This is a genomic window from Natronobiforma cellulositropha (genome assembly GCF_025629245.1).
GTDB classification, from domain to species: Archaea; Halobacteriota; Halobacteria; order Halobacteriales; family Natrialbaceae; genus Natronobiforma; species Natronobiforma cellulositropha.
Genome location: NZ_JANZXN010000006.1, coordinates 169323 through 191134, shown reverse-complemented (window position 1 = coordinate 191134; position 21812 = coordinate 169323). Strand labels below are relative to the sequence as shown.

At 65.8% G+C, this 21812-nt stretch carries 22 protein-coding genes and 2 tRNA genes; 11 read left to right on the top strand and 13 right to left on the bottom strand.

Going from position 1 to position 21812, the window contains the following annotated elements; all coding sequences use genetic code 11:
- Window positions 1–152: 152 nt before the first annotated feature.
- Window positions 153–644: a DUF192 domain-containing protein gene (locus tag N0B15_RS03705; RefSeq protein WP_263018092.1), complete on the bottom strand. Its 492-nt coding sequence runs from the start codon at window positions 642–644 to the stop codon at window positions 153–155.
- Window positions 645–705: 61 nt separating this feature from the next.
- Between N0B15_RS03705 and N0B15_RS03700 the strand changes: the two genes are divergently transcribed.
- Both N0B15_RS03700 and N0B15_RS03695 read left to right on the top strand, forming a co-directional pair.
- Window positions 706–779, top strand: a tRNA-Val gene (locus tag N0B15_RS03700).
- A gap of 700 nt (window positions 780–1479) precedes the next feature.
- Window positions 1480–2475, top strand: a complete 996-nt coding sequence (locus tag N0B15_RS03695; RefSeq protein WP_263018091.1) for a hypothetical protein — start codon at window positions 1480–1482, stop codon at window positions 2473–2475.
- A gap of 283 nt (window positions 2476–2758) precedes the next feature.
- Here the strand turns inward: N0B15_RS03695 and N0B15_RS03690 are convergent, their stop codons facing one another.
- Window positions 2759–3196: a DUF7344 domain-containing protein gene (locus tag N0B15_RS03690; RefSeq protein WP_263018090.1), complete on the bottom strand. Its 438-nt coding sequence runs from the start codon at window positions 3194–3196 to the stop codon at window positions 2759–2761.
- Between the two features lie 225 nt (window positions 3197–3421).
- Between N0B15_RS03690 and N0B15_RS03685 the strand changes: the two genes are divergently transcribed.
- Window positions 3422–3495 (top strand) — tRNA-Phe (locus N0B15_RS03685).
- Window positions 3496–3610: 115 nt separating this feature from the next.
- On the opposite strand, the gene N0B15_RS03680 is transcribed toward N0B15_RS03685, so the two are convergent.
- Window positions 3611–4462, bottom strand: a complete 852-nt coding sequence (locus N0B15_RS03680; protein ID WP_263018089.1) for a class I SAM-dependent methyltransferase — start codon at window positions 4460–4462, stop codon at window positions 3611–3613.
- Window positions 4463–4624: 162 nt separating this feature from the next.
- Window positions 4625–5443, bottom strand: a complete 819-nt coding sequence (locus N0B15_RS03675) for a helix-turn-helix transcriptional regulator (protein ID WP_263018088.1) — start codon at window positions 5441–5443, stop codon at window positions 4625–4627.
- Between the two features lie 400 nt (window positions 5444–5843).
- Here N0B15_RS03675 and N0B15_RS03670 point away from each other — a divergent pair, with 400 nt between their 5' ends.
- Window positions 5844–6338 (top strand): GNAT family N-acetyltransferase, encoded by a 495-nt coding sequence (locus N0B15_RS03670; protein ID WP_263018087.1) that lies wholly within the window; start codon window positions 5844–5846, stop codon window positions 6336–6338.
- Between the two features lie 23 nt (window positions 6339–6361).
- Here the strand turns inward: N0B15_RS03670 and N0B15_RS03665 are convergent, their stop codons facing one another.
- Window positions 6362–8086, bottom strand: coding sequence for a carboxypeptidase-like regulatory domain-containing protein (locus N0B15_RS03665; RefSeq protein WP_263018086.1), 1725 nt, complete (start codon window positions 8084–8086; stop codon window positions 6362–6364).
- Between the two features lie 370 nt (window positions 8087–8456).
- Here N0B15_RS03665 and N0B15_RS03660 point away from each other — a divergent pair, with 370 nt between their 5' ends.
- The 3 genes from N0B15_RS03660 to N0B15_RS03650 all read left to right on the top strand — a co-directional run bounded on the left by N0B15_RS03660 (window position 8457) and on the right by N0B15_RS03650 (window position 10459).
- Window positions 8457–8651, top strand: coding sequence for a cold-shock protein (locus N0B15_RS03660; RefSeq protein WP_049922404.1), 195 nt, complete (start codon window positions 8457–8459; stop codon window positions 8649–8651).
- Between the two features lie 179 nt (window positions 8652–8830).
- Window positions 8831–9379, top strand: a complete 549-nt coding sequence (locus N0B15_RS03655) for an SHOCT domain-containing protein (protein WP_263018085.1) — start codon at window positions 8831–8833, stop codon at window positions 9377–9379.
- 153 nt (window positions 9380–9532) lie between these two features.
- Window positions 9533–10459, top strand: coding sequence for an NAD-dependent epimerase/dehydratase family protein (locus N0B15_RS03650; protein WP_263018084.1), 927 nt, complete (start codon window positions 9533–9535; stop codon window positions 10457–10459).
- Window positions 10460–10531: 72 nt separating this feature from the next.
- Here N0B15_RS03650 and N0B15_RS03645 read toward each other — a convergent pair whose 3' ends face one another.
- The gene (locus N0B15_RS03645; RefSeq protein WP_263018083.1) at window positions 10532–10699 is read right to left on the bottom strand and encodes an HVO_A0556 family zinc finger protein; all 168 of its coding nucleotides are present in this window, start codon (window positions 10697–10699) and stop codon (window positions 10532–10534) included.
- Window positions 10700–11002: 303 nt separating this feature from the next.
- On the opposite strand from N0B15_RS03645, the gene N0B15_RS03640 reads away from it, so the two are divergent.
- From N0B15_RS03640 to N0B15_RS03630, 3 genes are read left to right on the top strand one after another with little or no spacing between them, the layout of a single operon-like run.
- Entirely contained in the window at window positions 11003–11509 is a 507-nt protein-coding gene (locus N0B15_RS03640) for a lasso peptide biosynthesis B2 protein (protein WP_263018082.1), read from the top strand.
- Complete coding sequence (locus tag N0B15_RS03635) at window positions 11506–13416, top strand: asparagine synthase-related protein (protein ID WP_263018081.1); 1911 nt, start codon at window positions 11506–11508, stop codon at window positions 13414–13416. Before N0B15_RS03640 ends, N0B15_RS03635 begins: the two co-directional genes overlap by 4 nt.
- A 43-nt stretch (window positions 13417–13459) precedes the next feature.
- Window positions 13460–13609 carry a putative RiPP precursor gene (locus tag N0B15_RS03630; RefSeq protein ID WP_263018080.1) on the top strand — a complete coding sequence of 50 codons (150 nt, stop codon included), beginning with the start codon at window positions 13460–13462 and terminating at the stop codon, window positions 13607–13609.
- Window positions 13610–13656: 47 nt separating this feature from the next.
- On the opposite strand, the gene N0B15_RS03625 is transcribed toward N0B15_RS03630, so the two are convergent.
- From N0B15_RS03625 to N0B15_RS03610, 4 genes are read right to left on the bottom strand one after another with little or no spacing between them, the layout of a single operon-like run.
- The gene (locus N0B15_RS03625; protein ID WP_263018079.1) at window positions 13657–14571 is read right to left on the bottom strand and encodes a phosphoenolpyruvate carboxykinase (ATP); all 915 of its coding nucleotides are present in this window, start codon (window positions 14569–14571) and stop codon (window positions 13657–13659) included.
- A gap of 18 nt (window positions 14572–14589) precedes the next feature.
- Window positions 14590–14733, bottom strand: coding sequence for a lasso RiPP family leader peptide-containing protein (locus N0B15_RS03620; protein ID WP_263018078.1), 144 nt, complete (start codon window positions 14731–14733; stop codon window positions 14590–14592).
- A gap of 35 nt (window positions 14734–14768) precedes the next feature.
- On the bottom strand, window positions 14769–16649 hold the full coding sequence (locus N0B15_RS03615) for an asparagine synthase-related protein (protein WP_263018077.1): 1881 nt from the start codon (window positions 16647–16649) through the stop codon (window positions 14769–14771).
- Entirely contained in the window at window positions 16646–16930 is a 285-nt protein-coding gene (locus N0B15_RS03610) for a PqqD family protein (RefSeq protein ID WP_263018076.1), read from the bottom strand. Before N0B15_RS03610 ends, N0B15_RS03615 begins: the two co-directional genes overlap by 4 nt.
- Before the next feature lie 410 nt (window positions 16931–17340).
- On the opposite strand from N0B15_RS03610, the gene N0B15_RS03605 reads away from it, so the two are divergent.
- Window positions 17341–17490: a lasso RiPP family leader peptide-containing protein gene (locus N0B15_RS03605; RefSeq protein ID WP_263018075.1), complete on the top strand. Its 150-nt coding sequence runs from the start codon at window positions 17341–17343 to the stop codon at window positions 17488–17490.
- Window positions 17491–17618: 128 nt separating this feature from the next.
- Here the strand turns inward: N0B15_RS03605 and N0B15_RS03600 are convergent, their stop codons facing one another.
- The 3 genes from N0B15_RS03600 to N0B15_RS03590 form a co-directional block, all read right to left on the bottom strand.
- Window positions 17619–18545: a phosphoenolpyruvate carboxykinase (ATP) gene (locus N0B15_RS03600; RefSeq protein ID WP_263018074.1), complete on the bottom strand. Its 927-nt coding sequence runs from the start codon at window positions 18543–18545 to the stop codon at window positions 17619–17621.
- Window positions 18546–18675: 130 nt separating this feature from the next.
- Complete coding sequence (locus N0B15_RS03595; protein WP_263018073.1) at window positions 18676–20580, bottom strand: ABC transporter ATP-binding protein; 1905 nt, start codon at window positions 20578–20580, stop codon at window positions 18676–18678.
- Entirely contained in the window at window positions 20499–21704 is a 1206-nt protein-coding gene (locus N0B15_RS03590) for a nucleotidyltransferase domain-containing protein (protein ID WP_263018072.1), read from the bottom strand. Before N0B15_RS03590 ends, N0B15_RS03595 begins: the two co-directional genes overlap by 82 nt.
- Window positions 21705–21812: the final 108 nt, after the last annotated feature.

Here is a 21812-nt window from a genome sequence, read left to right as displayed (position 1 = left end):
TTGGTACCGCGAGTTCCGTGAAATCGTCCTGATGTGTGTCGTCTACAACATCAAGCGTGCCGTCAACTAGCCAAATCAAGCGCAGTATAGCGATTCACCACGGCCCCCGTGGCCGATACCGGCTGCACCTCGCTTTCGTCTCGAGCCCCGTCTCACTCGGTGTCGACGATCACGATCTCGTCACCGACGCCGACGCCCGTCTCGTTGACGTAGCCGCGGGGCACCTCGAGCACCCACTGCGCTCGTCCCGTATACTCGAGGTCCTCGCCGTCCTCGCCGGGTCCGGGTGCGCGCGCGTGGTGAATGTCGGTGATGCGCTCGTCGCTCCCGACGAAGACGATGTCGATGTCGAAGTCCATCTCGCGCATTACGAACGTCCGCTCGCGCTCGCTGCGGTAGACGAACAGCATTCCCTCGCCGTCTTCGAGCGACTCGTGGTCGCTCAGCCCGACGTAGCGCTCGCGGCTGGTGTCCGCCACCGCGGCGTCGACCGTTGCTACTGTTTCGCCGTCGACGACCAGCTCGACCGTCGCACGCTCGTCGGTCCACGGCGCGGAGACGACCGAGAGTTCGACGAGGAGGAGTCCCACGGCGACGACGAAGACGAGCGCCAGGACCGTCGACCACGCGCGCTCGCTGACCATTACCGACGCTCCGACTCGAGAAGGTAAAGGTTATTCGGACGGACTTGCTTCACTCGAGTACGGGCTCGTGGTCTAGTTGGTTATGACGCGGCCTTTACAAGGCCGAGGTCGGTGGTTCGAACCCGCCCGAGCCCACTACACCTGCTGCGAACACGTCGTGAGCAGCAGGTGTGTGACGCGAGTGCGGGTTCGAGCCCTGCAAGTCGCAGCGCGAGCGGAGCGAGCACGTCTGATTTCGGTTCGAACCCGCCCGAACCCGCTTATTGAATACCATTCACAGAACGAACGACTACACAACCACCGAGACAGAATTACGACACGAATCATAGGAAAGTTTATAATAATATGTCGCTTTTAAGATCCGATCATGAATCCACGGAGACCGAATAGTGGCGCACGAACTGTGTCACACGGTAACATCAGTCGTCGCCACGTTCTTACAGCGATGGGTCTCGGCGCTCTCGGGTGCACGAGTGGCTGTCTCGACCGTGTTGCCTCTGCTGCAACGAATACGGGCGCATCCCCTGCAGCGATGTTTGGTGGGGTTCGAGACGATCGCCTACTCGCCGTTACACCCGGGGACACCCTACGATTTTCCCCCAGTCTGCGCGTCGAAGAACGGTTCCTCTCGGGAGAGATTGAACTCGAAGCGTGGATGACGAACACATCGTCCACAGCGAAAGCCCAAGACTACAACTCGGTCCGCTCGAACAAACGAAGAACCAGCGTTGGCGGAGAACCGACTGGGGATGACGACGACTCCGATGAGCATCCCCGTCGCTCAATCGAACGGTTACAATCGCTCACTGGTGCGAGTGACGACGAGATCCGTTCGATGTACGAGTATCTCGGAGGAGAAGCGGTGTTGAGCGAACAGGCGATCGTTACACTTCCAGATGCGCGGGTACCGCGTGATGGGCCGACACTAGAGGAATTGCTCACCCCGGAGCGCATTATCCAGTTCGCCACTGGCCGAGTCGAGACGGACGGTCACGTATACGCGTGGGGAGGAAGCCCGACCTCGATGGCCGCCGCCGACGACGAAGATGCGTCCTGTGAACAGAACGCTTCCGGAGGGGACCTATCGACAGAGAATCAGGTATACTGTTGGGGTGCTAACTCCACCACGGCGATATCTGGACCGGTTCACACGTACGGTAGCCTCGAAGTGGTTCACTCTCCCGCCGGAGTCGGCATTATCAACACACCACCAGTAGCGACCGACGAGACGTCGAAGATCGGGGTCACAGCCGACGGGCGCCAAACCACCGTCGATCACCTGGACGAGTGGGGCCGAGAACACGGGCCTGCGTCGTCCACGTCGACGATCGTCTGTCAGGTACTCGTGCAACCGAACGGGTGCCCATGCCCGTTCCCAGCGTTACTGCACGTCCAACGCCACAGAAACAACGACCAGTACATCTACTCGTGTGGCTGGGTAATCGATAGTTCGTGTCTATATCAGGATTCTACGACCGTACTCACCGCCACGCAGGGGCGGGGAGGGGGTGCGGGGAAGGCTGTCTTCGTCGACTTCTCACTCGCGACAGGTAGCGAGGTTACTGGAGACACGATCAAGCGCCTGTTGCCCGACGATGTGTCGCCCACGGGGTCACAACTGTTCGACGGGACGCTCCGTGATTCGGAGCAGGTAGGGGCACTCCCGGACGACCTCGCCGAACAGATCGCTCACACAGTATCCTCTCGTGGTGACGTATACTGTGTCTGTAAACCGTTCGACGGTTCGTACTTACACCTCGTCGACGACGGAAACACATCTGACACTGTAACGTTCAAAGCGGGGGCTGAACTGTCCAAGAGCGTCAACTGAGCCGACTCGGTGCTTTTCACGGATCGAACAGTGCAATGGCCACGGCTCGAAGGTGGATACGCCCTGTCTCCTTCCACCGGCTCCGGCGAACCGATATAGTAACAACTGCAACGATTTACACACTGATCGCCGCCCCGTCTGGCGATTTCCTCCCGCCGACTCGAGCCTTCGAATACGCCGCGATCGAGTCCTGCCCTGGTCACGAACTCCTCGCTCGAGTCTCGGTCTCGAGCGTTCGCGACCGAAAAGGAGGGTGCGCGTGCCACGGCCGCTCGGCGGTCGGTCAGTGTTTCAGCCGGGCGCGAAGCTGGCCGATCAGGCTGTCGCCCGAGTCGGCCTGTAACGCGGCGTGGAGCGTCGAGTTCTCGGGTTCGTCTTTGACGACGACGCGGAGGTACTCCTCGAGCTGGCCGAAGTTGTCCGCGAGGATCACGGTGTGGTTGTCCTCGTCGTGGTCGACGACGCCCGCGTCGTCGAGTTTCGGGACGTGACACTGGACGGAGGAGACGTAGACGCTCTTGTAGTCGTTCTTCGCGACCTCGTCCGGGTGGACGTTGTGCTCCCAGCCGGCGACCTGTTCGGCCAGTCTCGAGAGTTCGATCGGTTCGTCCCGCCCGCGGAGTGCGTAGAGGAGGTAGCGCCGACGGCGGTTCGCGAGAAGCTCGAGAATCGTGTCCGCCGTGAGTTCGTCGGACTGGCTGTTCGTGGCAAGCGCTTCCATAACCCACAATTACTCTCCGGAGCGGAAAAGGGTGTCTTGAATATCTGAACTTCCAACACGCGACGGGGGTGGACGGTGGCTACCCGTACACAGTATCGAATTACCATTGGTGTATGTTCAACTTTCTGTGGGTGTTCGTGGCCGTTTTTCGACGAGGGTACTCGAGCGCTGACCGCGCACGGCATTCGAAATCCTTTTTTGTCCCATCGACCGAGTGAGTGTTGAGCCGCCTTAGCTCAGACTGGGAGAGCACTCGACTGAAGATCGAGCTGTCCCCGGTTCAAATCCGGGAGGCGGCACTTCTCTCGCGAACGAGACGACGAGCGAAGCGAGTCGCCGTGAGCGTAAGAAGTGGAACGACTCGAGACCGGCACCGTCGTACCGGTGATCGTTCGGGACCGGACGGATGGCACGCTACGTCTCGTGTACGTCGTCGACACTCCGCTCTGCGGTGCAGACGTACGATTCCATCGGCGAGACGATACCGTCGTCGTCGGTGTAGGTGTCCAGCGCAGTCGCGACGTCCTGAACCAGTTCGTCCCGCGTCTCTCGGTCACTGGCCGCGAGTCGGTCGGCCAGTGGTGAGCTTGCGGCCTCTCGGCGGACGAATTCTTCGACCGACGGATAGCGCACGGACCCGATCTCGATGGTGACCGATACGTCGTCGAACCCGCCGTCCAGAGCGAGCGTTCGGAGGTCCGCCTGCTCCCACGAGGGGAACGGAGAGCGCATCATTGCCCCGGCGTCCTCACCGATGTGACGCTCCAGAGCGTCGGCCAACACCACGTACGCAGGGTGGTACTCGAGCGGTCGCCAGACACTCGCTGCGAGGCGCCCGCTCGGTGTGAGAACTCGTCGCATCTCCTCGAGTGCCGCGCCAGGGTCGTCGAAGAACTGGAGGGCCTGCTGACAGCAGACGACGTCGAAGCGCGCGTCGGCGAACGGTAGGTCCGTCGCGTCGGCCTGTCGCCACTCGATCGGTGGCTGGCTGTCGGCGGCGGCTTCCGCCGCGACGGCGAGCATCCCCTCGTTGATGTCGAGTCCGACGACGGAGCCGCTGGTACCGACCTCGGTCGCTACACGCCGGGCTACGATCCCGGTCCCGCACGCGACGTCCAGGACCCGGTCCCCTTCGTGGGCCGCACTCGTTTCGACGAGTCGGTCAGCCCACGGTGCGAACATCGGCGGTATCAGATACTGTTCGTAGGCCTCGGGAGCACTCTGTGTGAGCTGCCAGCCGGCTGAGTGGTTGCCGTGATCGTTCATACGCGTACACCAGGAGCGTCGTACGCTGCAGACAGACGTATAACTGTCTAGTGAAATATTTCACGCCGTGAAAGCGCGGCTGTCGGGGCTGAGACGACCCGAGAGTGCGAACGCAGACGCGATGGAGGCGCGGGAGCGATCAACTGAGCCGGGTGGCGCCGATCAGTGGACCGAGTCGCTCGAGCGGAGGTCGGCTGCGTCGTCGAGCGGTCGGGCCTCGGCTCGGAGCGCTTCGTAGTGGGTCGTTGCCCACGTCTGCATCGCATCGCTCTCGGTGTCGACGAGCGACTGTAACGCCCCTGTCTCCGGGTTGTAACAGCAGATACTGACGCTGTCGTCGAACAAGCAGATTCCACACCGCTGGTCGAGCGGCAGCCCGTCGTGTAACAAGACGGTGTAGTTGTCGCGTCTCACCGCATCGAGGACCAGTTGCTCGTCCCACTCGAGGAGACCTTCGAACACGGCTGGCGGATAGATGTATTCACACGCCAGGCCATCCAGGATGCGGTCGAAAAACGGTTCCAGATTCCCCGACTTGAGGAGTGCCATGCCAAAGCCGCGCATCGTTTCCGTCGTCGTGATGAACTCCGTGAGGCGTTCGACAGGCGCGTAGGGATATCCCGGTCCCGGCTGGGAGACCGCTACGTCGGTGACCAACTCGACGCTGAACCCCTCGATTTCGTGGGGCAGCCACGACCAGACCTCGCGGAGGCGACGCTGCTGTGCCATCGCGGTCCGAAACGCCTCGAACCGGGTCGCGACGAACGTGCCGAGTCCGGTTAGCTGGTACTGCCGTCCATCCCGTTCGATCCAGTGGCGGTCCTGGAAATCGGTGAGGATCCGTCCCATCGTCGGCGACGACGCCCCAGTTGCGGCGCGCAGATCGTCCCGGTCGCACGCCCCCTCCAGCAGCGTGTCGAGGACCCCGATACGGTGGTCCGAACCGACGAGGAATCCGATGTCGTCGAGTGTCGCATCCATGCCTGTGGTACGTGCTGGCTCACATTAAGGGTCACAACGAACGAGGGGGACTCGAGTGAGAGGCGGTTTCGTCGGGTCAGCCACCGACCGACCGACTACCGACTACCGACCACCGACCGACCGACCGACTATCGACTACCGACCACCGACCGACCGACCGACTATCGACTACCGACCACCGACCGACCGACTACCGACTACCGACCACCGACCGACCGACTACCGACTACCGACCGACCGACTACCGACAACCGGCACACTCGAGCGGTCGTGCGGATGGCCGTCCGCTGCGGGTCGACGGGACGATACGACCTCCCAACTGGCCGGTGCTGTCTGCACCAGTGTCACTCAGGTGCACACCGCCACCAGGTTCTTCACTGTGGTCGCAATCGGTCGGCGTATGGACGATACGCTGACGGTTCGTCGTGCAGGAGCCGAGGACGTACCGGCGATTCGGTCGATCGCCGAGGCGGCCTGGCACGCTGCCTACAGTGACTTTCTCGAGGCGGACGCGATCCGGCGGGCGCTCGCGGAGTGGTACGCGCCCGAGCGGATCGAGGCGGGGATCGAGCGGCCAGCCACGACGTACCTCGTCGCCGACGTCGACGAGGTTCGGGGCTACTGCTCGATCGAGCTGGATGGGGACGTTGCTTCCCTCTCGAGTATCTACGTCGACCCGGCTCACTGGGGTGAGGGGTATGGTTCGGCGTTGCTCGAGCGAGCGCTCGCACTCGCGAGGGAGGCGGGAGCCGCTCGTATCGAGGTACTGGTCGCCCCGGAGAATCGGATCGGGCGGTCGTTCTACGAGGCGAAGGGATTCGCGGTCGCCGGTGAGGAGTGGGTGGAGTCGTTCGACGGTGACGAGCGAGTGGTGCGGTACGCACGCGCGATCTGAGTCGTCCGTCGGTGTGTCCTGCGCTATCTGACGATCGTCAGGCTCACCTCGCGTTCGTCGTTCTCGGTGACGACGGTGAGTTCGTACGGCCCGAGGCGGAGGGTGCCGGTTCGCCAGGCGAGGCGGACCGTTCGACTCGTGCCGGGACCGAGGGTGACGCTGCGGGTCGCGACGGTGCGTCCCTGGACGACCGCCGATACGCTCTGGGTGGTGACGACGTCGCCGGTGTTGGTGAGTTCGACCGCTATCGCGACCTGGTCGCCGCGCCGGACGGTTGGCGGGGCATCGACCGAGGCGATGCCGACGGCGGGTGGCTCGTGTAACTCGAGGCGGCCACTGTCGCTCGCCGCACCGGCCTGGACCTGCACGTCGTGTGCGCCAGCGGCCAGCCCGGTGGTGCTCGCGGTGTAGACGACGGTACTCGACGCGCCGGGTCCGAGGGTCACCGTCCGGGAGTCGACTGGCTGGCCGCCGATGCTGAGGTCGGCGTACTGGGTCGCCATGCGCTGGCCGTTGTTCGAGACGACCGCCGTCGCGCGGACGACCTGGCCGACTGCGCGGGGGCTGTCGACGCTGGTGAGTTCGACCGCGATGGCGTCCGGCTCTTCGACGACGGTGAGGTACTCGGCGTCGACGGTCTCCTCGGTCGAGGGTCGCACCCCGTACTCCATCGGATCGAGGTCGTCGGTCTCGAAACTCGTCTCGACGGTCGTCGACTCGCCGGGTCCGAGCGTGACGTCGACCGTGACCGAGTCGGCCACGTCGCCGTCGGCTTCGACGAGGTCGACCGTCACCGTCTCCGTCCCGGTCTCGATGCCGTCGTTGGTGAGCGTCACGTCAGCGTCGATGGTGTCGCCGACGGCCACCGTCTCCGGGACGTCGATCGCTTCGACGTCGATCGCCGTCTCCTCGGGCAGGAGGTCGATCTCGGCGGCGGTCTCTTCGCCTTCGCTCACGTCGACGCCGATGACGGTGGTTTCCTCGAAGCCGGGACCGGAGGCGACGACGTCGTACGTGTCGGGGAGGATGCCCTCGAGTTCGTACGCACCGGTCTCGTCCGGCGTCGTCACGCCCAGGACGGTCCCGTCCTCGTCGGTGACGGTGACCTCTCCGGTGACCGGTTCGCCGTCGCTCGTGACCGTCCCGGTGATCGTCCCGGTCTCGTCGGTGATGGTGAACGCGCCGGTTCGGGCGTCGAGCGCACCCGCACGCTGGCCGGTCGCCAGCTCGTTGAGGCGGACGCCGACGACGTACTGGGCGGCGCTCGCGGGGTTCTCCACGCCCGAGATAACGATTCTGAGTGTGTCGCCTTCCGTGAGCGGCGGCTGTCCGGACGCGCGACTGATCCCGATAGTGGGCTGCTCGCCAGCCAGTGCCGTCCGGGTCTTCGTCACGACCAGCGGCGTCGGGTCGGTCGCCGGATTCTTCACGAGGGTGACGTCGGCCCGGTCGACCGTGTTGAAGTCCATCCCCGTGCCGCGGAAGTCGAGGGCGACCTGGTCGACGTTCGACTGGCCGTCTCGAGCGGCCACGTCTCTGACCGTGATCGTGTACGTCGCTGCACTCGCGGTCGTCGCGGGACTCGCCGTGATCGTCACCGGCTGTCGTTGTGTGGGCTGTTGTGCCTGTGCACTCTCGGTCAGGGGTCTCTCGAGCATCGATAGCCCGGCGAGTCCGCCCGCGGCGAGCAGGCCACCGAGTACCGTCCGTCTGCCGTAGCCGCCGTCGGTATCGTCTGTCGTCGTCATCGTAGACGGCCAGCGGTTTCACGGGTGGGATAATATGTCTACGTACTGTATTGTATGCGTACCTCACTGGTCAGTCCAGTATGGACGGACGACCGACGGTAACGGCGGCCGTCGTCTCTCCCGCCGATGGCTAGAGGGCTGTTACTCGGCGCGGTGGCGCTCTCCGGGCACCGTCTCGGGTCGGAACTGTCCGAACTGTCGCTCGAGCGGTGAATTTCCGAGGAAAGAAACGGCACACGACGGATTGTCGACTGTCTGTGGCCACCTGTCCGCTACACTCTCCATTTGTGAAAAATTTTGGGGTGTGGAGTGGCTGCAGTGGACGAGTATCAAAACCCTTATCCGTGTGGTGGGACACTGTCAATTTGCAATGGCGAAAGGCAACGTTGATTTCTTCAACGACACTGGCGGCTACGGTTTCATCTCGACGGACGACGCGGACGACGACGTATTCTTCCACATGGAAGACGTTGGCGGCCCGGACCTCGAAGAGGGAACGGAGATCGAATTCGACATCGAACAGGCACCGAAAGGTCCGCGCGCGACCAACGTCACCCGACTGTAAGGCGACGTCTCCCGTCTCCGTGACGGGACGCACGTGATTTTCATCGACGACGACCGGCGAGCGACGCCGCTCGTCGTCACACTACTCATCCAGACGGAGCCACTGCGCTGGTTACCCTCGATACCGCCGACTCGCTCTCCTTCGTGAGTATTTTTCACCCCTCCCTCAGTACCTCTCGTATGAACTCGCCGAATCGTTCGTCCGAAACGCACCGTTCGTGGCTCCCGCTCGTGTTCGTTCTCGCCGTCGTCTTCGTCGTCTTCCTCGTCGTCCTCACCTCGCTCGTGCCGTTTCTGTTCGCGGCTGGCTCGTCGCCGTTCGTCCTCCTCTCGTTTCTCCCGTTCGTCCTCCCGCTGGTGGTCCCGTTGCTGATCGTCGGTTTCGTCGCCTTCTTCCTGTACTCCGGCGCCAGCACCGACCACACCGCAACCGACGGGCAGCGGCGGCAACACACCGCCGCCGGCTCGAGCGCCCACACCGGAATGCACGCCGACCCGGTCGATGCACTCGAGGTCCTCAAGGGGCGCTACGCCAGCGGCGAGATCGACGAACTCGAGTTCGAACGCCGTCTCGAGGTGCTCGTCGACGCGGACACGCCCGAGGAGGTCGCGACCCGACTCGCCCGCGTCACCGACGACCCTGCCCCGGAGGAGACCCCCTCGCCCGCCGCGGTCGAACGGACGCTCGAGGAGATTCGGGCGGAACTCGAGTCGGTGCGCGAGCGATAGTCGCCACCGCGAGTGTCGTACTCCCGTTCGCCGGCCGCGTCGGCGACCAGTGTGTCCACCGTTGCCCCGGGATTGTGGCCGGAGAACGGGTATCTTTCGACGTGATGTTGAATAACCGAAACACATACCACTCTCGTCAGCGCAGGTGGGTGTATGACTCTCTCCGACTGTCGCCTCCTCGTCACCGGTGGCGCGGGCTTTATCGGCTCGAACCTCGCGAACGCGCTCGCTGCGGACAACGACGTGGTCGTCGTCGACGACTGTTATCTGGGAACGCCGGAGAACCTCGACGACCGCGTCGAGTTCGTCGACGCGAGCGTACTCGAGGACGACCTGCCGACGGACGTCGACGTCGTCTTCCACCTCGCGGCGCTCTCGTCGTACGCGATGCACGAAGAGGACCCGAGACGCGGCGTCCGCGTCAACGTCGAGGGGTTCGTCAACACGGTCGATCAGGCCCGCCAGGACGGCTGTGAGACGGTCGTCTACGCCTCGACCTCCTCGATCTACGGCAGCCAGACGACGCCTTCGCCAGAGGAGATGCCCGTCGCGGTCAACACCGGCTACGAGGCGTCGAAACTCGCCCGCGAGCGCTACGCGGAGTACTTCTCGAACCACTACGGACTCACGATGGCTGGCATGCGCTTTTTCTCCGTCTACCAGGGCTACGACGGTGCCGAAGAACACAAAGGCGAGTACGCCAACGTCATCGCCCAGTTCGCCGACGACATCGCTCGCGGCGAGTCACCCGTCCTCTACGGCGACGGCACGCAGACACGTGATTTCACCCACGTCGACGACGTCGTTCGCGCGCTGATTCTGGCCGCCGAACACCGTCTCGACGGCGTCTACAACGTCGGTACCGAACAGCGCTACTCGTTCAACCAGGTCGTCGACCTGCTGAACGAGGAGCTCGACGCTGCGGTCGAGCCGACCTACGTCGAGAACCCCATCCCCGACTCCGTCTACGTCCACGACACCTGCGCGGACAACACGAAACTCCACGAGGAGACCGGCTGGGAACCCGAAATCGAGTTCGAACGCGGCATCCGCGAAGTCTGTGCTGGCTACCTCGAGTGAGCGGCCAGTCCCGTCTCCCGCCTAACCTGGACGCTCACTGGTCGTCGAAACCCCCGCCTCCAAAACAGTCGCTTACCACACCTGTGCGCCGGGCACACCGCAGTTCGCACAGACGACCGCGTCGTTTCCTTTGTAGACGTCACGGACGAGCACACCGTCGTCACAGAACGTACAACTCGAGTGCTCGAGCGTCGCGAGCACGGCTTCGCTTCCGGTCTGCTTCTCTACTGCATCGATCATTCCAACAGCCCTCTCTATTCTTAGATTTATAATGCTTTGGATGTTCTTCCTATAATATATTTCAGGATAGTAAATGCGTATTATTATGATTATTTGTCGTGAAGGTCACAGTCGGTGTACGGGCCAACAGTAATTAGTTGTAGCGGCGTATCGCGTCGTCCGATGGGCCTGAAGGGGGTATTTCCCGTCTCCTCGTCCCATACGCACGCTCGTGAGGGGTGGTACCACTCGTCTACGCCCGACGGTGACGTTTATAGCCCAGCAGATACTATAATATTAGTGAGTGAACGCCGTGACGAAGACATGTACTGTCGTGGAGAGGCGGGACCGTCGGAACCGGACCGGGGTGGTGCCGTGAGCCGGCGTGTCGTCGCCTTCCTCCGGCTTCCGCCGGGCGACGCAGCCAGAGTGGTGAGTGCCGTCTGGCTCCTCTTGCTCACGCGAGTCGGGGTCTTTCTCCTGCCGTTCGCGACGTTCAGGCGGCTGCTCTTAGCTCCCGCCGGCGTCCTCTCGCGGCTCGTCCCTGGCTCGCCGACGCCCGACCGTGTCGCCTGGGCCGTCGAAGCCGCCGACGCACGGCTCCCCGGCCACCGGACCTGTCTGATGCGCTCGCTGAGCACGGAGACGCTGCTCCGTCTCTACGACCTCGACGGCGACGTCGTCCACCGCATCGGCGTCGACAAGAACGGGGACGGCACGTTCGAAGCCCACAGCTGGATCGAGTACGGCGACGCGATCATCATCGGCGACCTCGAGGACCTCTCGCGCTACCAGCCGCTGCCACCGCTCAACGAGGGTGACGAGTCGTGAGCGGCATCGTCGGCGTCTTCGACCGCGGTGGGGGCGTCGTCTCCCCCGAGGACGTCCACGACCTGTGTGCGCGCCTCGCCCACCGCGGTCCCGATGGAAGCGACACCTGGCTCGAGGGACGGGTCGGTCTCGGCCACCAGCACCTGATCGCGACGCCCGAAGCCCACAGGGAGCGCTGGCCGCACGTCTCGGGTGACCTCGTCGTCACCGCCGACGCCCGCCTCGACAACCGCCGGGAACTGCGTGAGTCGCTCTCGCTCTCTCCCTCGGAGCCGCTCACCGAGAGCGAGCTGCTCGCGGCGGCCTACCGCGAGTGGGGCGAGCGCTGTCCCGAACACCTCCTCGGCGCGTTCGCGTTCGCCATCTGGGACGGGGCGCGAGACCGGCTCTTCTGTGCGCGCGACCACGTCGGCGTCAAACCGTTCTACTACACCGCCAGCGAGGAGGCGTTCGCCTGCGCCTCCGAGCAGAAGGCCCTGCTCGCACACCCATCGGTGTCGCCTGCGGTCGACGACCTGCGGGTCGCGGACTTCCTCTGTGGACTCCACGAGGACACCGAGCGCACCTTCTACGACGCGGTTCGCCGGCTCCCGCCCGCACACGCACTCTCGGTCGACGCCGACGGTCTCGAGCGCTGGCGCTACTGGGACCTCGATCCAACGCGGACGATCACGCTCGCCTCCGACGCGGCCTACGAGCGACGCTTTCGCGAGCTGTTCGAGGAAGCCGTCCGCTGTCGGTTCCGCTCGCCGGGTCCCGTCGGCGCGGCGCTCAGCGGCGGTCTCGACTCCTCGTCGATCACCGTCGTCGCCCGCGACCTCCTCCCCGCCGACCAGCCGCTGTACACCTTCTCGAACGTCTTCGACGACGCCCCCTCGAGCGACGAACGCGAGTTCATCGAGTCCGTCGTCGACCGCGAGGGAATCGTCTCGCAGTATCTGTTCGCGGACGACGTCTCCGTCCTGGTCGACCGCGAGCGGGTGTTCGACCACTACGACCAGCCGCCGCACAACACGCTCCACTTCGCGCGCTGGGAGAAGGCCAAACACGTCCGGGAGGCGGGCGTCAACGTCGTCCTCTGTGGGGCCCTCGGCGACAGCGCCGTCAACTACGGTCTCGAGTTGCTCCCCCACCTCCTTCGCACCGGCCGGTGGCGCCACCTCCACCGCGAACTCACCGCGATGGCCGACATCCTCGACGCACCGGCGCGTCACCTCTTCGTCCGTCACGCGCTCAAACCGATGGTCCCGGACGCCCTCTTGCGTCGGCGCACGCGCGCCCGCGGCCAGCCGGTGCTCACCGATGCCGAGAACCCCACGCTCGACGACGCCTTCGTCTCCCGCCTCGGTCTCGACGAGCGCGTCGCACAGGCGCGAGACTCCCCCTCGGCGCTTCGCCAGCGCGCTCGCACCTGGCAGTACGACTCGCTCACCGGCGGCCGCGTCTGCGCCAGTCTCGAGACCAGCGACGTCGCCAACGCCGCCTTCGGCGTCGAACAGCGCTACCCCTTCACCGACGTCCGCCTCCTCGAGTTCTCGCTCGCGATCCCGCGCTCACAGCAGCTCAACGACGGCTGGACGCGCTCGATCATCCGACGCTCGCTCGACGGACTCCTCCCCGAGACCGTCCAGTGGCGGCCCTGGAAGACGGCGATGAACGAAGGCTTCTGGAACGCCCTCGCGAAGGAGGACGACCGACTCCGCACGCTCGCCGACGACCCCGGCCCGCTCACCGCCTACCTCGACGAGGCGGAGCTTCGAGCCGCCTACGAGCGGTTCACGGACGAGCCGACGAGCCGTGACGCCCGCTCGCTCTGGCGTGCGCTCTCGCTGTCGGCCTGGTACGACGAGACCGTCGCCGACGCTCGAGAGCCACCCGCCGCCGATCCACCGGATACATTCCACTAACCAAGAGATATACTTATAGACTACTGTATTGAATGCCAACTCGATGGCTACTGATTCAAAGAAACCCTACGTCGCGCCGGACGTGACCGAGTACGGATCCGTCGAGTCGATCACCCAACAGAACAAAATCGGCAGCGGTGAGGACGAGTACACCGAACTGACCTCGCTCGTCGGTTCGATCACCACCGTCTGAACCGCTTCCCGACGCCCCATCCGACCCGCGCGGGGCGGGTCATCCGATCACCCCTTTCTGGGAGACACCGCCGATCCAGCGACGTCCTCGAGCGTCGCCTCGACGACGTCCGGGAGCGCCGCCAGCCGTGCGTGTGAGCGCGGGCGAACCAGCCGGTAGACCGGCACGGCGCTCGCGAGCGCACCGGCGGTCTCGAGCGCCGCCCCGGCGCGGGCCGCGTCGGTGGCCGCGTACAGCGCGTCCGAGGCGGCGAGCAGGTCGACGGCCGCGCACCGGCGCTCGCGTTCGGTGACCTGCCACCGGTCGCCCTCCTCGAGTACGAACACCGCCGCGAGTGGGCGCACGTCCGGTCTCGTCCGCCCGCTCGCGTCGACGGTGGTCGAGCCGGTCTCGAGGACGGGGACGCCCGGGACGACGACGGGCGTCCCCGCGTGGCTCTCGAGGACGGCCGCGTCGTCGCCGAGCACCTCGTAGCCGGCGGCGTGACACGCCGCGGCCGCCGTCGACTTCCCCCGTCCGCTCGGACCGGTGAAGGCGACCGCCCGGCCGTCCGTGGCGACGGCGCTCGCGTGGACGACGAACGCGCCGGCGAGCGACAGCGCGCTGCGAAGCCCGGGGCTGGTGACGAGTCGCCCGAGCGCCTCGGCCGTCGCCTCCGGAGCCGGATCCACCGTGACCCGCTCCGCCTCGACCCGGAGGGTGGCGACTCCCGGGGCGAGCCAGTACAGCGTCCGCCCGTCCCGGTAGGCGGCGACCTCGCCGGCCGAGTCCGTGTAGACGCACTCGAGTCGGCGCTCGAGCGTCTCGGGCGTCCTCGCGAGGTGGCCGCGTCGAACCGTCAGGTCCGGTGTGGTGTCCGTCGCCGGCGCTCGCCGTCCGGCCAGTCGCGGCAGTTCGACCGTCGACTCGACGCGCCGGCCGTAGACCTCGTAGACCCAGCGGTCGCTCGCGTCCGTGGTCACGATCACAGCCGGGGGCGACTACCGCCCGCGGTTGCCCCGTCCACGGTTGCCGGTCGTCCCGGAGTTGCCGTCGACGGCCGAGAAGTGATTGCCGTGCGTTACCGCCTCCACGTCACCGAGTACCTCGAGTACTGGTGACTCGTAGTTCCCCATCGTAGTCATCCCTCGTTCCTGTACTATCTTCTCTGGATATAAATCTATACGGTCGTTTCCGGGCCGTAGCGCTCACACCAGCGCTCGAGCGTCGTCGCCATCAGGAGCCCCCGGGCGTCGCTCACCGAGGCGTCCCCGCGCTCGAGGCGGGCGAACGCGCGCTCGAGGGCCGCGAAGTCGAGGTAGGGATCGGTGCGTGGCGTCGACTCGAACAGGGTCGTCTCGATTCGCTCGCGTTCGTAGCGGCGGGTCGTCCGGAGGACGTTCGGGGAGAACTCCGTCTTGTCGTCGCGCTCGCGGACGGCGCGCGGGAGGACGTCGGCGAGCGCGTCGCGGACGACCGTCCGGTCGCGTCCCGCCGAGACGGTGGTGCCGGCCGGCAGCGCCGCCGCGAACTCGACGAGGCGCACGTCGAAGTAGGGGTAGCGGGGTTCGACGCCCACCGCGGCCGCCATCGCGTCGTTGAGTTCGAGGTTGAACGCCGGTTCGTCGCGCGAGAGTGCGCGCCGTCTGAGCGCCGCCTGTGTGCGAGGCTCGGGCGTGAGCGCGTCGCGGCGCAGTCGCCCCTCGAGTCCGCTCTCGAGGGCGAACGCCGGCTCGATGGGGGCGAGCGTCGCGTCCGTGTAGTGGCCCGGTTCGAAGCGGGCGTGGTAGGCCCGCCTGACCGGCGTCGGCGCCAGCGGGCGACAGACGTCGTGGTACAGGACCGCTCGCGGCTCGAGCCAGGGGTTGCGCCGACAGTAGCCGCGCAGTTCCCGCCGGAGCGCGAGCAGTCGGCCCCGACGGGCGAGGTCGCGAAAGTAGCCGCGCGGATCGGACCCCATCGTCTGGTCGCCGCCGTAGCCGTGGAGGACGACGCTCGCGCCCGCGCCGGCGGCCGTCTCGTAGAGTCGCGGGACGAGCATACACAGCGACGGGTAGTAGGGACGCCCGTGGTGCTCGAGCAGGTCTTCGAGCGCCGACAGCGGCGGAACTCGGTCGCCCGCGACGGTGTGGTGGCGGAACGCGCCGGTCTCGAGGACGGCGTCGACGAACGCGCGCTCGTCACAGGCGGTCACCTCCTCGAAGACGGCCGAGACGGCGTGTATCGGCCGCTCGTGGAGTCGGCCCGCGAGCGCGGTGATCGAACTCGAGTCGATGCCGCCGCTCAGGAACGACCCCACCGGTCCGGCGGTGCGCACGCGCGCGGTGACGGCCGCCTCGAACAGGTCGCGAAAGCGACGCTCGTAGTAGCCCCGGGAGCGCCGCGGCAGCGGATCGACGTCCGCGAGCGACCAGTAGCGGTGGCGCTCGCAGGTGTCGGCCGTCACCGTCAGCGAGTGCCCCGGCGGGAGGCGACCTCCCTCGGCGAAGACGGTTCGCTCGCGGTCGGCGAAGCGGCCCGCGAGGTAGTCGCCGACCGCACGCTCGTCGAGGGTCGCCTCGAGACCGGCCACCTCGAGCAGCGTCGGGAGCGTCGTGGCGGCGGCGACCACGCCGGGCGAGCGGTGGAGGTAACACGGCTTGATCCCCAGCTGGTCGCGCGCACAGAAGAGCCACTCGCGCTCGCGGTCCCAGATGGCGAAGGCGAACGCGCCGACGAGGTGTTCGGGACAGCGTCGCCCCCACCGCCGGTAGGCCGCCGCGAGCACCTCCCCGTCCGGAATCCGTGCCGGATCGCCCGACAGCGAGAGGCGCTCGAGGAGCGCCCCACGGTTGTCGAGGCGGACGTCGGCCGTGAGCGCGAGGCGCTCGTCCACGTAAGGGAGACGTTCGTAACGCGCCTCCGGTGTGGTCTCGAGGTGCTGGTGGCCGAGACCGACGCTCCGTTCACGCCAGCGCGTCGGTCTCCCCGGTCCCCGGTGGGCGAGCGTCGCCGTGAGCCGCTCGAGTTCGCTCTCTTCGACCGTCTCGCCCGGGCGGTAGAGGGCGACGAACCCGCTCACTCGAGGCTGACCAGTCCCCTCGTGGCGAGGTCGTCGACGAGCGAGCGCACGTCGGCTGCGACCTGCTCGCGCTCGACGTCGTACTCCTCGAGCAGTCGTCGCTCGATGTCGGCGACCGACCGGGGTTCGTCGATCAGTTCCCAGATCCGGCGGCCGACCTCGTTCAGGCCGTAGTAGGTCCCCGAGTCGGCGTCGAGGATCACGAGTTCACCCTCGAGTTCCGTCGTCAGGTGGTCCCCCGCGGCGACGACCGTCGACTCGCTGACGGATGTGTCTGTCATGTCTTGGCAGGTGTACTTCGCCCGCTGTATTAATATTTCACACATGTACTCGAGGAATCGATCGTGTTCGGCGATCCTCTCCCAACATATCCAGGGACAATTTTTATAGGCAGCGGGATGCGGCCGTGACGCTGGTGATCTGTGTCGATGCAGGAACCAGTACTGTGGGTTCCACCGACCGGCTCGCCCCTTCCACTCCGGAACAAGTCACCTCGTCTGTACTATCTCTCCGACACATACTCTCGAGGGCGAGGCGAGTGAATTAGCGCCGTACGGTGGCGTCTGCCGCCGGATGGCTCCGTCTCGTGTATTAATACATACGGTCGAAAATAGGATCTGAGGGATATATCCATTGGAAATTGTAATCAAAGGGAAAAGTTTTATAGCCAAATACGTTGTAAGTTAGTCCGATGTCTCACAAGCCATCCGGTAGCTACGTCGCTCCCGAAGTCACCGAGTACGGTTCGGTCGAATCGATCACGCAGCAGAACAAAGTCGGAAACGGCGACGACGAGTACTCCGAGATCACCCCGCTGGTGGGCTCGGTCGTCTCCCTCTGAGAGGGGCCCGCTGGTGGACTCGTCGCCACTTTACGACCGACTCCACCACCGTGCGCTCGTCGCCACCTGACGAACACAGCGAACACCCATTTATCTTGTGCCTGGGTCACGTACCTGTGGCGCCGTCCTCACGCTGGCCGGTGCCCGATTCCGTCGGACGCCGCCGCCTCCAGATCCGTAGCGACCAGGTCGACCAGCGCCGGTAACACTTCGTGGCGCTTGGGGCGGCAGAGTCGCTGTACCGGCGTCGTCTCGACGACCGTCGAACACTGCTCGAAGTTCGCCGCCGTCGTCCCCGTCTCGTCGAGCAGTCCGGCGACGTACGTCTTCGCGATCAGCCCGAACAGTTGCTCGCGCGCGGGAACCGGCGCGAGTTCCAGCGTCTCACCCTCCTCGAGCACGTAACAGCCCGCGAGGGGAACCGGCTCGGGGACGGGGTCGACGCGCTCGTAGCGCTTTCCGGAGCCGTCGTCGGTCGTCGGCGCTGGCGCGCTCGCGACCGCGAGTGCGTCGGCCGCGTCGGGGAGCAGCCGTAACTGGGGGACGCCCGGGACGACGACGGGACCGTCCTCGTCGAAGCGAATCCCCACCACGTCGTCCTCGATGAGGGTGTGGCCGTGGGTGTGGAAGGCCGCCGCTGTCGTCGACTTTCCGGCCCGGCGTGGTCCCAGAAACACCGCCGCCCGGCCGTCGACGGCGACGGCGCTCGCGTGGAGTACGAGCAGGCCGCGCTGGTGGGCCAGGACGCCCATCATCTCGTTCTGGATGAGCCGACGGAACAGCTTCATCGTCGGAATCTCCTCGGAGACCGGGTCGAACACCACTTCGCGCCCCTTCGCGACGCGAAACGAGCCGATGGTCTCGTAGCTGAGCCGACAGACGTCGCCGTCGGCCTGGATCCGGCGGCCGCCTTCCCCCTCGACCCACTCCGAGACCGGTTCGACCTCGCCGCGACGAATCTCGACGTCCGGCGTCTCCACCCGCTCGGCCCTCGGCAACTCCGGCATCTCGAACGCCGACTCGAGTGTCATCCCGTATGCTTCGTAGTAGTTCATAGCCCCCCGCGCTGCGGTTGTTTCACACTATTCCCGTCAGAACACTTGTCTGTTTCTGCTCCGGCCACCCGTCGCCGCACTCGAGGTGGCTCCCCTCGAGTCGCCGGTGCGACGGCGCACACCCTCGCGGTCACGGCACCGTCACCGACTCCATCTGGGCGTCGTACAGCCTGGCGTACTCGCCGCCGGCGGCGAGCAACTCCTCGTGGCTGCCCGACTCGACGACCGCGCCTTCGGCGACCACGTAGAGCCGATCGGCCCCCTGGACCGTCGAGAGCCAGTGGCCGATGACGACCGTCGCGTACTCGCGCTCGAGTCCCTCGATGCCGCGGACGATCGCCTCCTCGGTCGGCGAGTCGAGTTCGCTCGTCGCCTCGTCGAGAATCAGCACGTCCGCGTCGGTCAACAGCGCCCGCGCGATGGCGACGCGCTGGCGCTGGCCCCCCGAGAGGCGCACCCCGTCGTCGCCGACGCGTGTCTCGAGACCGTCGGGCAACTCCTCGAGAAACGCCGACACCTGGCTCACCTCACAGGCGCGGCGGATGTCCGTCTCGCTCGCCTCCCGGTTGCCGATCGTCACGTTGTAGCGCAGGGTCTCGTTGAACAGGAACGGGTGCTGGCGGACGATCGCCACCCGGTCGTGCCAGGACTCGAGACCGAGTTCCGAGAGCGAGACGCCGTTTGCGCGCACCGATCCCTCGTCGGGATCGTAGAGCCGAGTCAGCAACGAGATGATCGTCGACTTTCCGGCCCCCGACGGGCCGACCAGCGCGACCGTCTCGCCGCGCTCGACGCGCAGTGAGACGTTTCTGACGCCGTTGCCGCTGGCGTAGTGGAAGCTGGCGTCGTCGACGGCAAGTTCGGTGATCGGGTTCGGTGCCGCCCGCTCGCCGCTCGACTCCTCGTGGCGCTCCATCTCGTCGATGAGGTGCTGGGTCCGCACGAGGTGGGGGAGCGCGCCGTCGATGCCGTACAGCAGGTTGTTGAGCGTACTGACCAGCGGGGCCAGACGAAACATCGCGAAGAGAAAGCCCCCGAGGTAGGCGAACGAGAGCGAGAGGTGCGCGAGCGCGACGTAGATCAGCGCGAAGACGACCAGCGCGTTGAGCAGCTGGTTGACGTTCTTCAGCGCCGCCTGGTTGCGCTGGAGGCCGATGCGCGTGCGGACGAAGCGGTCGATCGTCCGCCGGTACTCGCCGCTGACGTCGTCGGTCATGTTGAACAGCTTCACCTCCCTGATCCCGCGCGTCCCGGCGTTGACCAGCCCCTGAATCCGCTCGTTCGCCTGCGCGACCTCCTCACCGATCTCGTAGCCCGCCCGCAGCGCGACGCGGCTCAGGACGGCGATCACGCCGAGGACGACGACCGTCGCCACCGTCAGCGTCGGCGAGAGCAGGAGTGCGACCGTGATGTAGATGGCCGCGAAGAAGACGACCTCGAGCAGCTTCAACAGCTGTGTGATCACGTGGGCCGACTGGACCGTCTCGGTGATCACCGTGTTCGTCACCTGGTCCGTATCCTCCGCGTCGACGTAGGCGATCTCGGCCGCCAGCAGCCGGTCGTAGGCCTGCTGGCGAAGCTCGCCGAGGTAGTTCGTACTCAGCGACGCCTGCAGCCACGCCACGAGGAAGTTCGTCAGATACCTGATCACCATCACCAGCGCGAGACCGCCGACCAGCGTCTCGAGGGTCAGCTCGACGCCGACGAACTGATAGAGGGAGACGAAGTACGCCACCACGCCCGTCGCTTCCTCGGCGACCTCACCGTCGGCCTGGGCGATCTCGATGATCGGGACGATGAAGCTGACGCCGATGCCCTCGAACAGCGCCGCCACCATGCTCAACGCGAGGATCAGCGCGGCCTGCTTCGGCCGGTACTTCGCGACGCGCACGAGCGCGTGAAACTTCTCGTTCAGGGTGGGTTCGCCCGTAGACGCCGCCCCGTCGCCGCTCATCACGTCACCTCCACCCGCTCGTCGGTCGAACGCCGGTCGCGTCGGACGCGGCGAACCGCCGCGCTCGCGAAGCGCAGCCATCTGACCACGACGTACAACGGCACGAGCGGCTTCGGAAACGCCACCGTCTCGATGTCTCCGCGGTCGGGCTTACACGCCCAGCTGAGCCAGAGTTTCGCCTTATCCCGCTTGCGCTCGAGCGTCCGCGACTGGTAGCGACGCAGGTCCGTACTCCACCCGCCGGTGTGATCGAACAGGTTTCGACAGACGTGTTCGGTGAGGTCTGCGATGACCGGATCGGCGTCGATCGCTTCCTCGACCGCAGCCGGGAGTGTCGTTCCGTGGAGTTCTCTCGAGACGGCCAGGCCGAGATAGACCATCCGGCGACAGTGGTGCTCGCCCGCGCGCCGCTCGAGCGCGTCCCAGTCGACCTCGTAGCGCGCGAGGAACTCGGTGACGTCACAGATCCACTGCAGGCGCTCCCACTCGTGGCGCGTCCCGTGGACGCACAGCATCAACAGCCGGTCTTCGGCCGAGAGTACCGGCACCTCGGTCCCTGCAACGGTGAGCGTCTCTCGCCGGTCCCACACCATCTCGAGGTCGATCGCCGTCGGAAAGTGCTGGGAGATCACCCGCCAGTGGAGTTCGACCTCGAACGGCTCGCTCCCGTGTGTGAACGGATAGTCGCGCGCGAACCGGATGTACGCCCACTCCTGTGTCGGCGTGAGCTCCATCGTCGACGGCAGGATGTACCGCGGCTCGTAGCCACGCTCGAGCAGACACGCCCTCGCCGCCGGTAACTCCTCGTGGGGCACCAGAAAGTCGAGGTCGCCGAACGTCCGCAGGCCGACGTTGTCGTAGGCGAGCTGGGCGACGACCGGTCCTCGGTACGGAATCGCCCGGATGCCCGCCTCCGCGAACGCAGCTGAGAGCGTTGCGACCTCGCCCAGCATCCGCAGGTTTCGCTGGGCGACGTGGCGCGCCTGCGTTCGCAAGCGCTCGAGTACGTCGTCCGGCACCCGCGCTTCGTGTTCGTTCACCTTCCCGTAGACGAGCGCGCTCACGCCGTGTACACGTGTGAGTTCCGTAACGCGCTCCCAGTCGAGATCCCCCTCGAGGAGCGCCACGCGCTCCGTTTCGTCCCCCTCGTCCGTCCGGCTACACGACACGACGAGTCGCTGTTCTGGACGGAAAGTTTTCCCCATCAATAGCAGAAATATATATTCGTGCGAACATAAATCTAACTCCATGGGAAAAATCTCCATCCGCGAATAGTCGTGGCCGATGATGCCCTGAAGAGCGGCTGCTGTGGT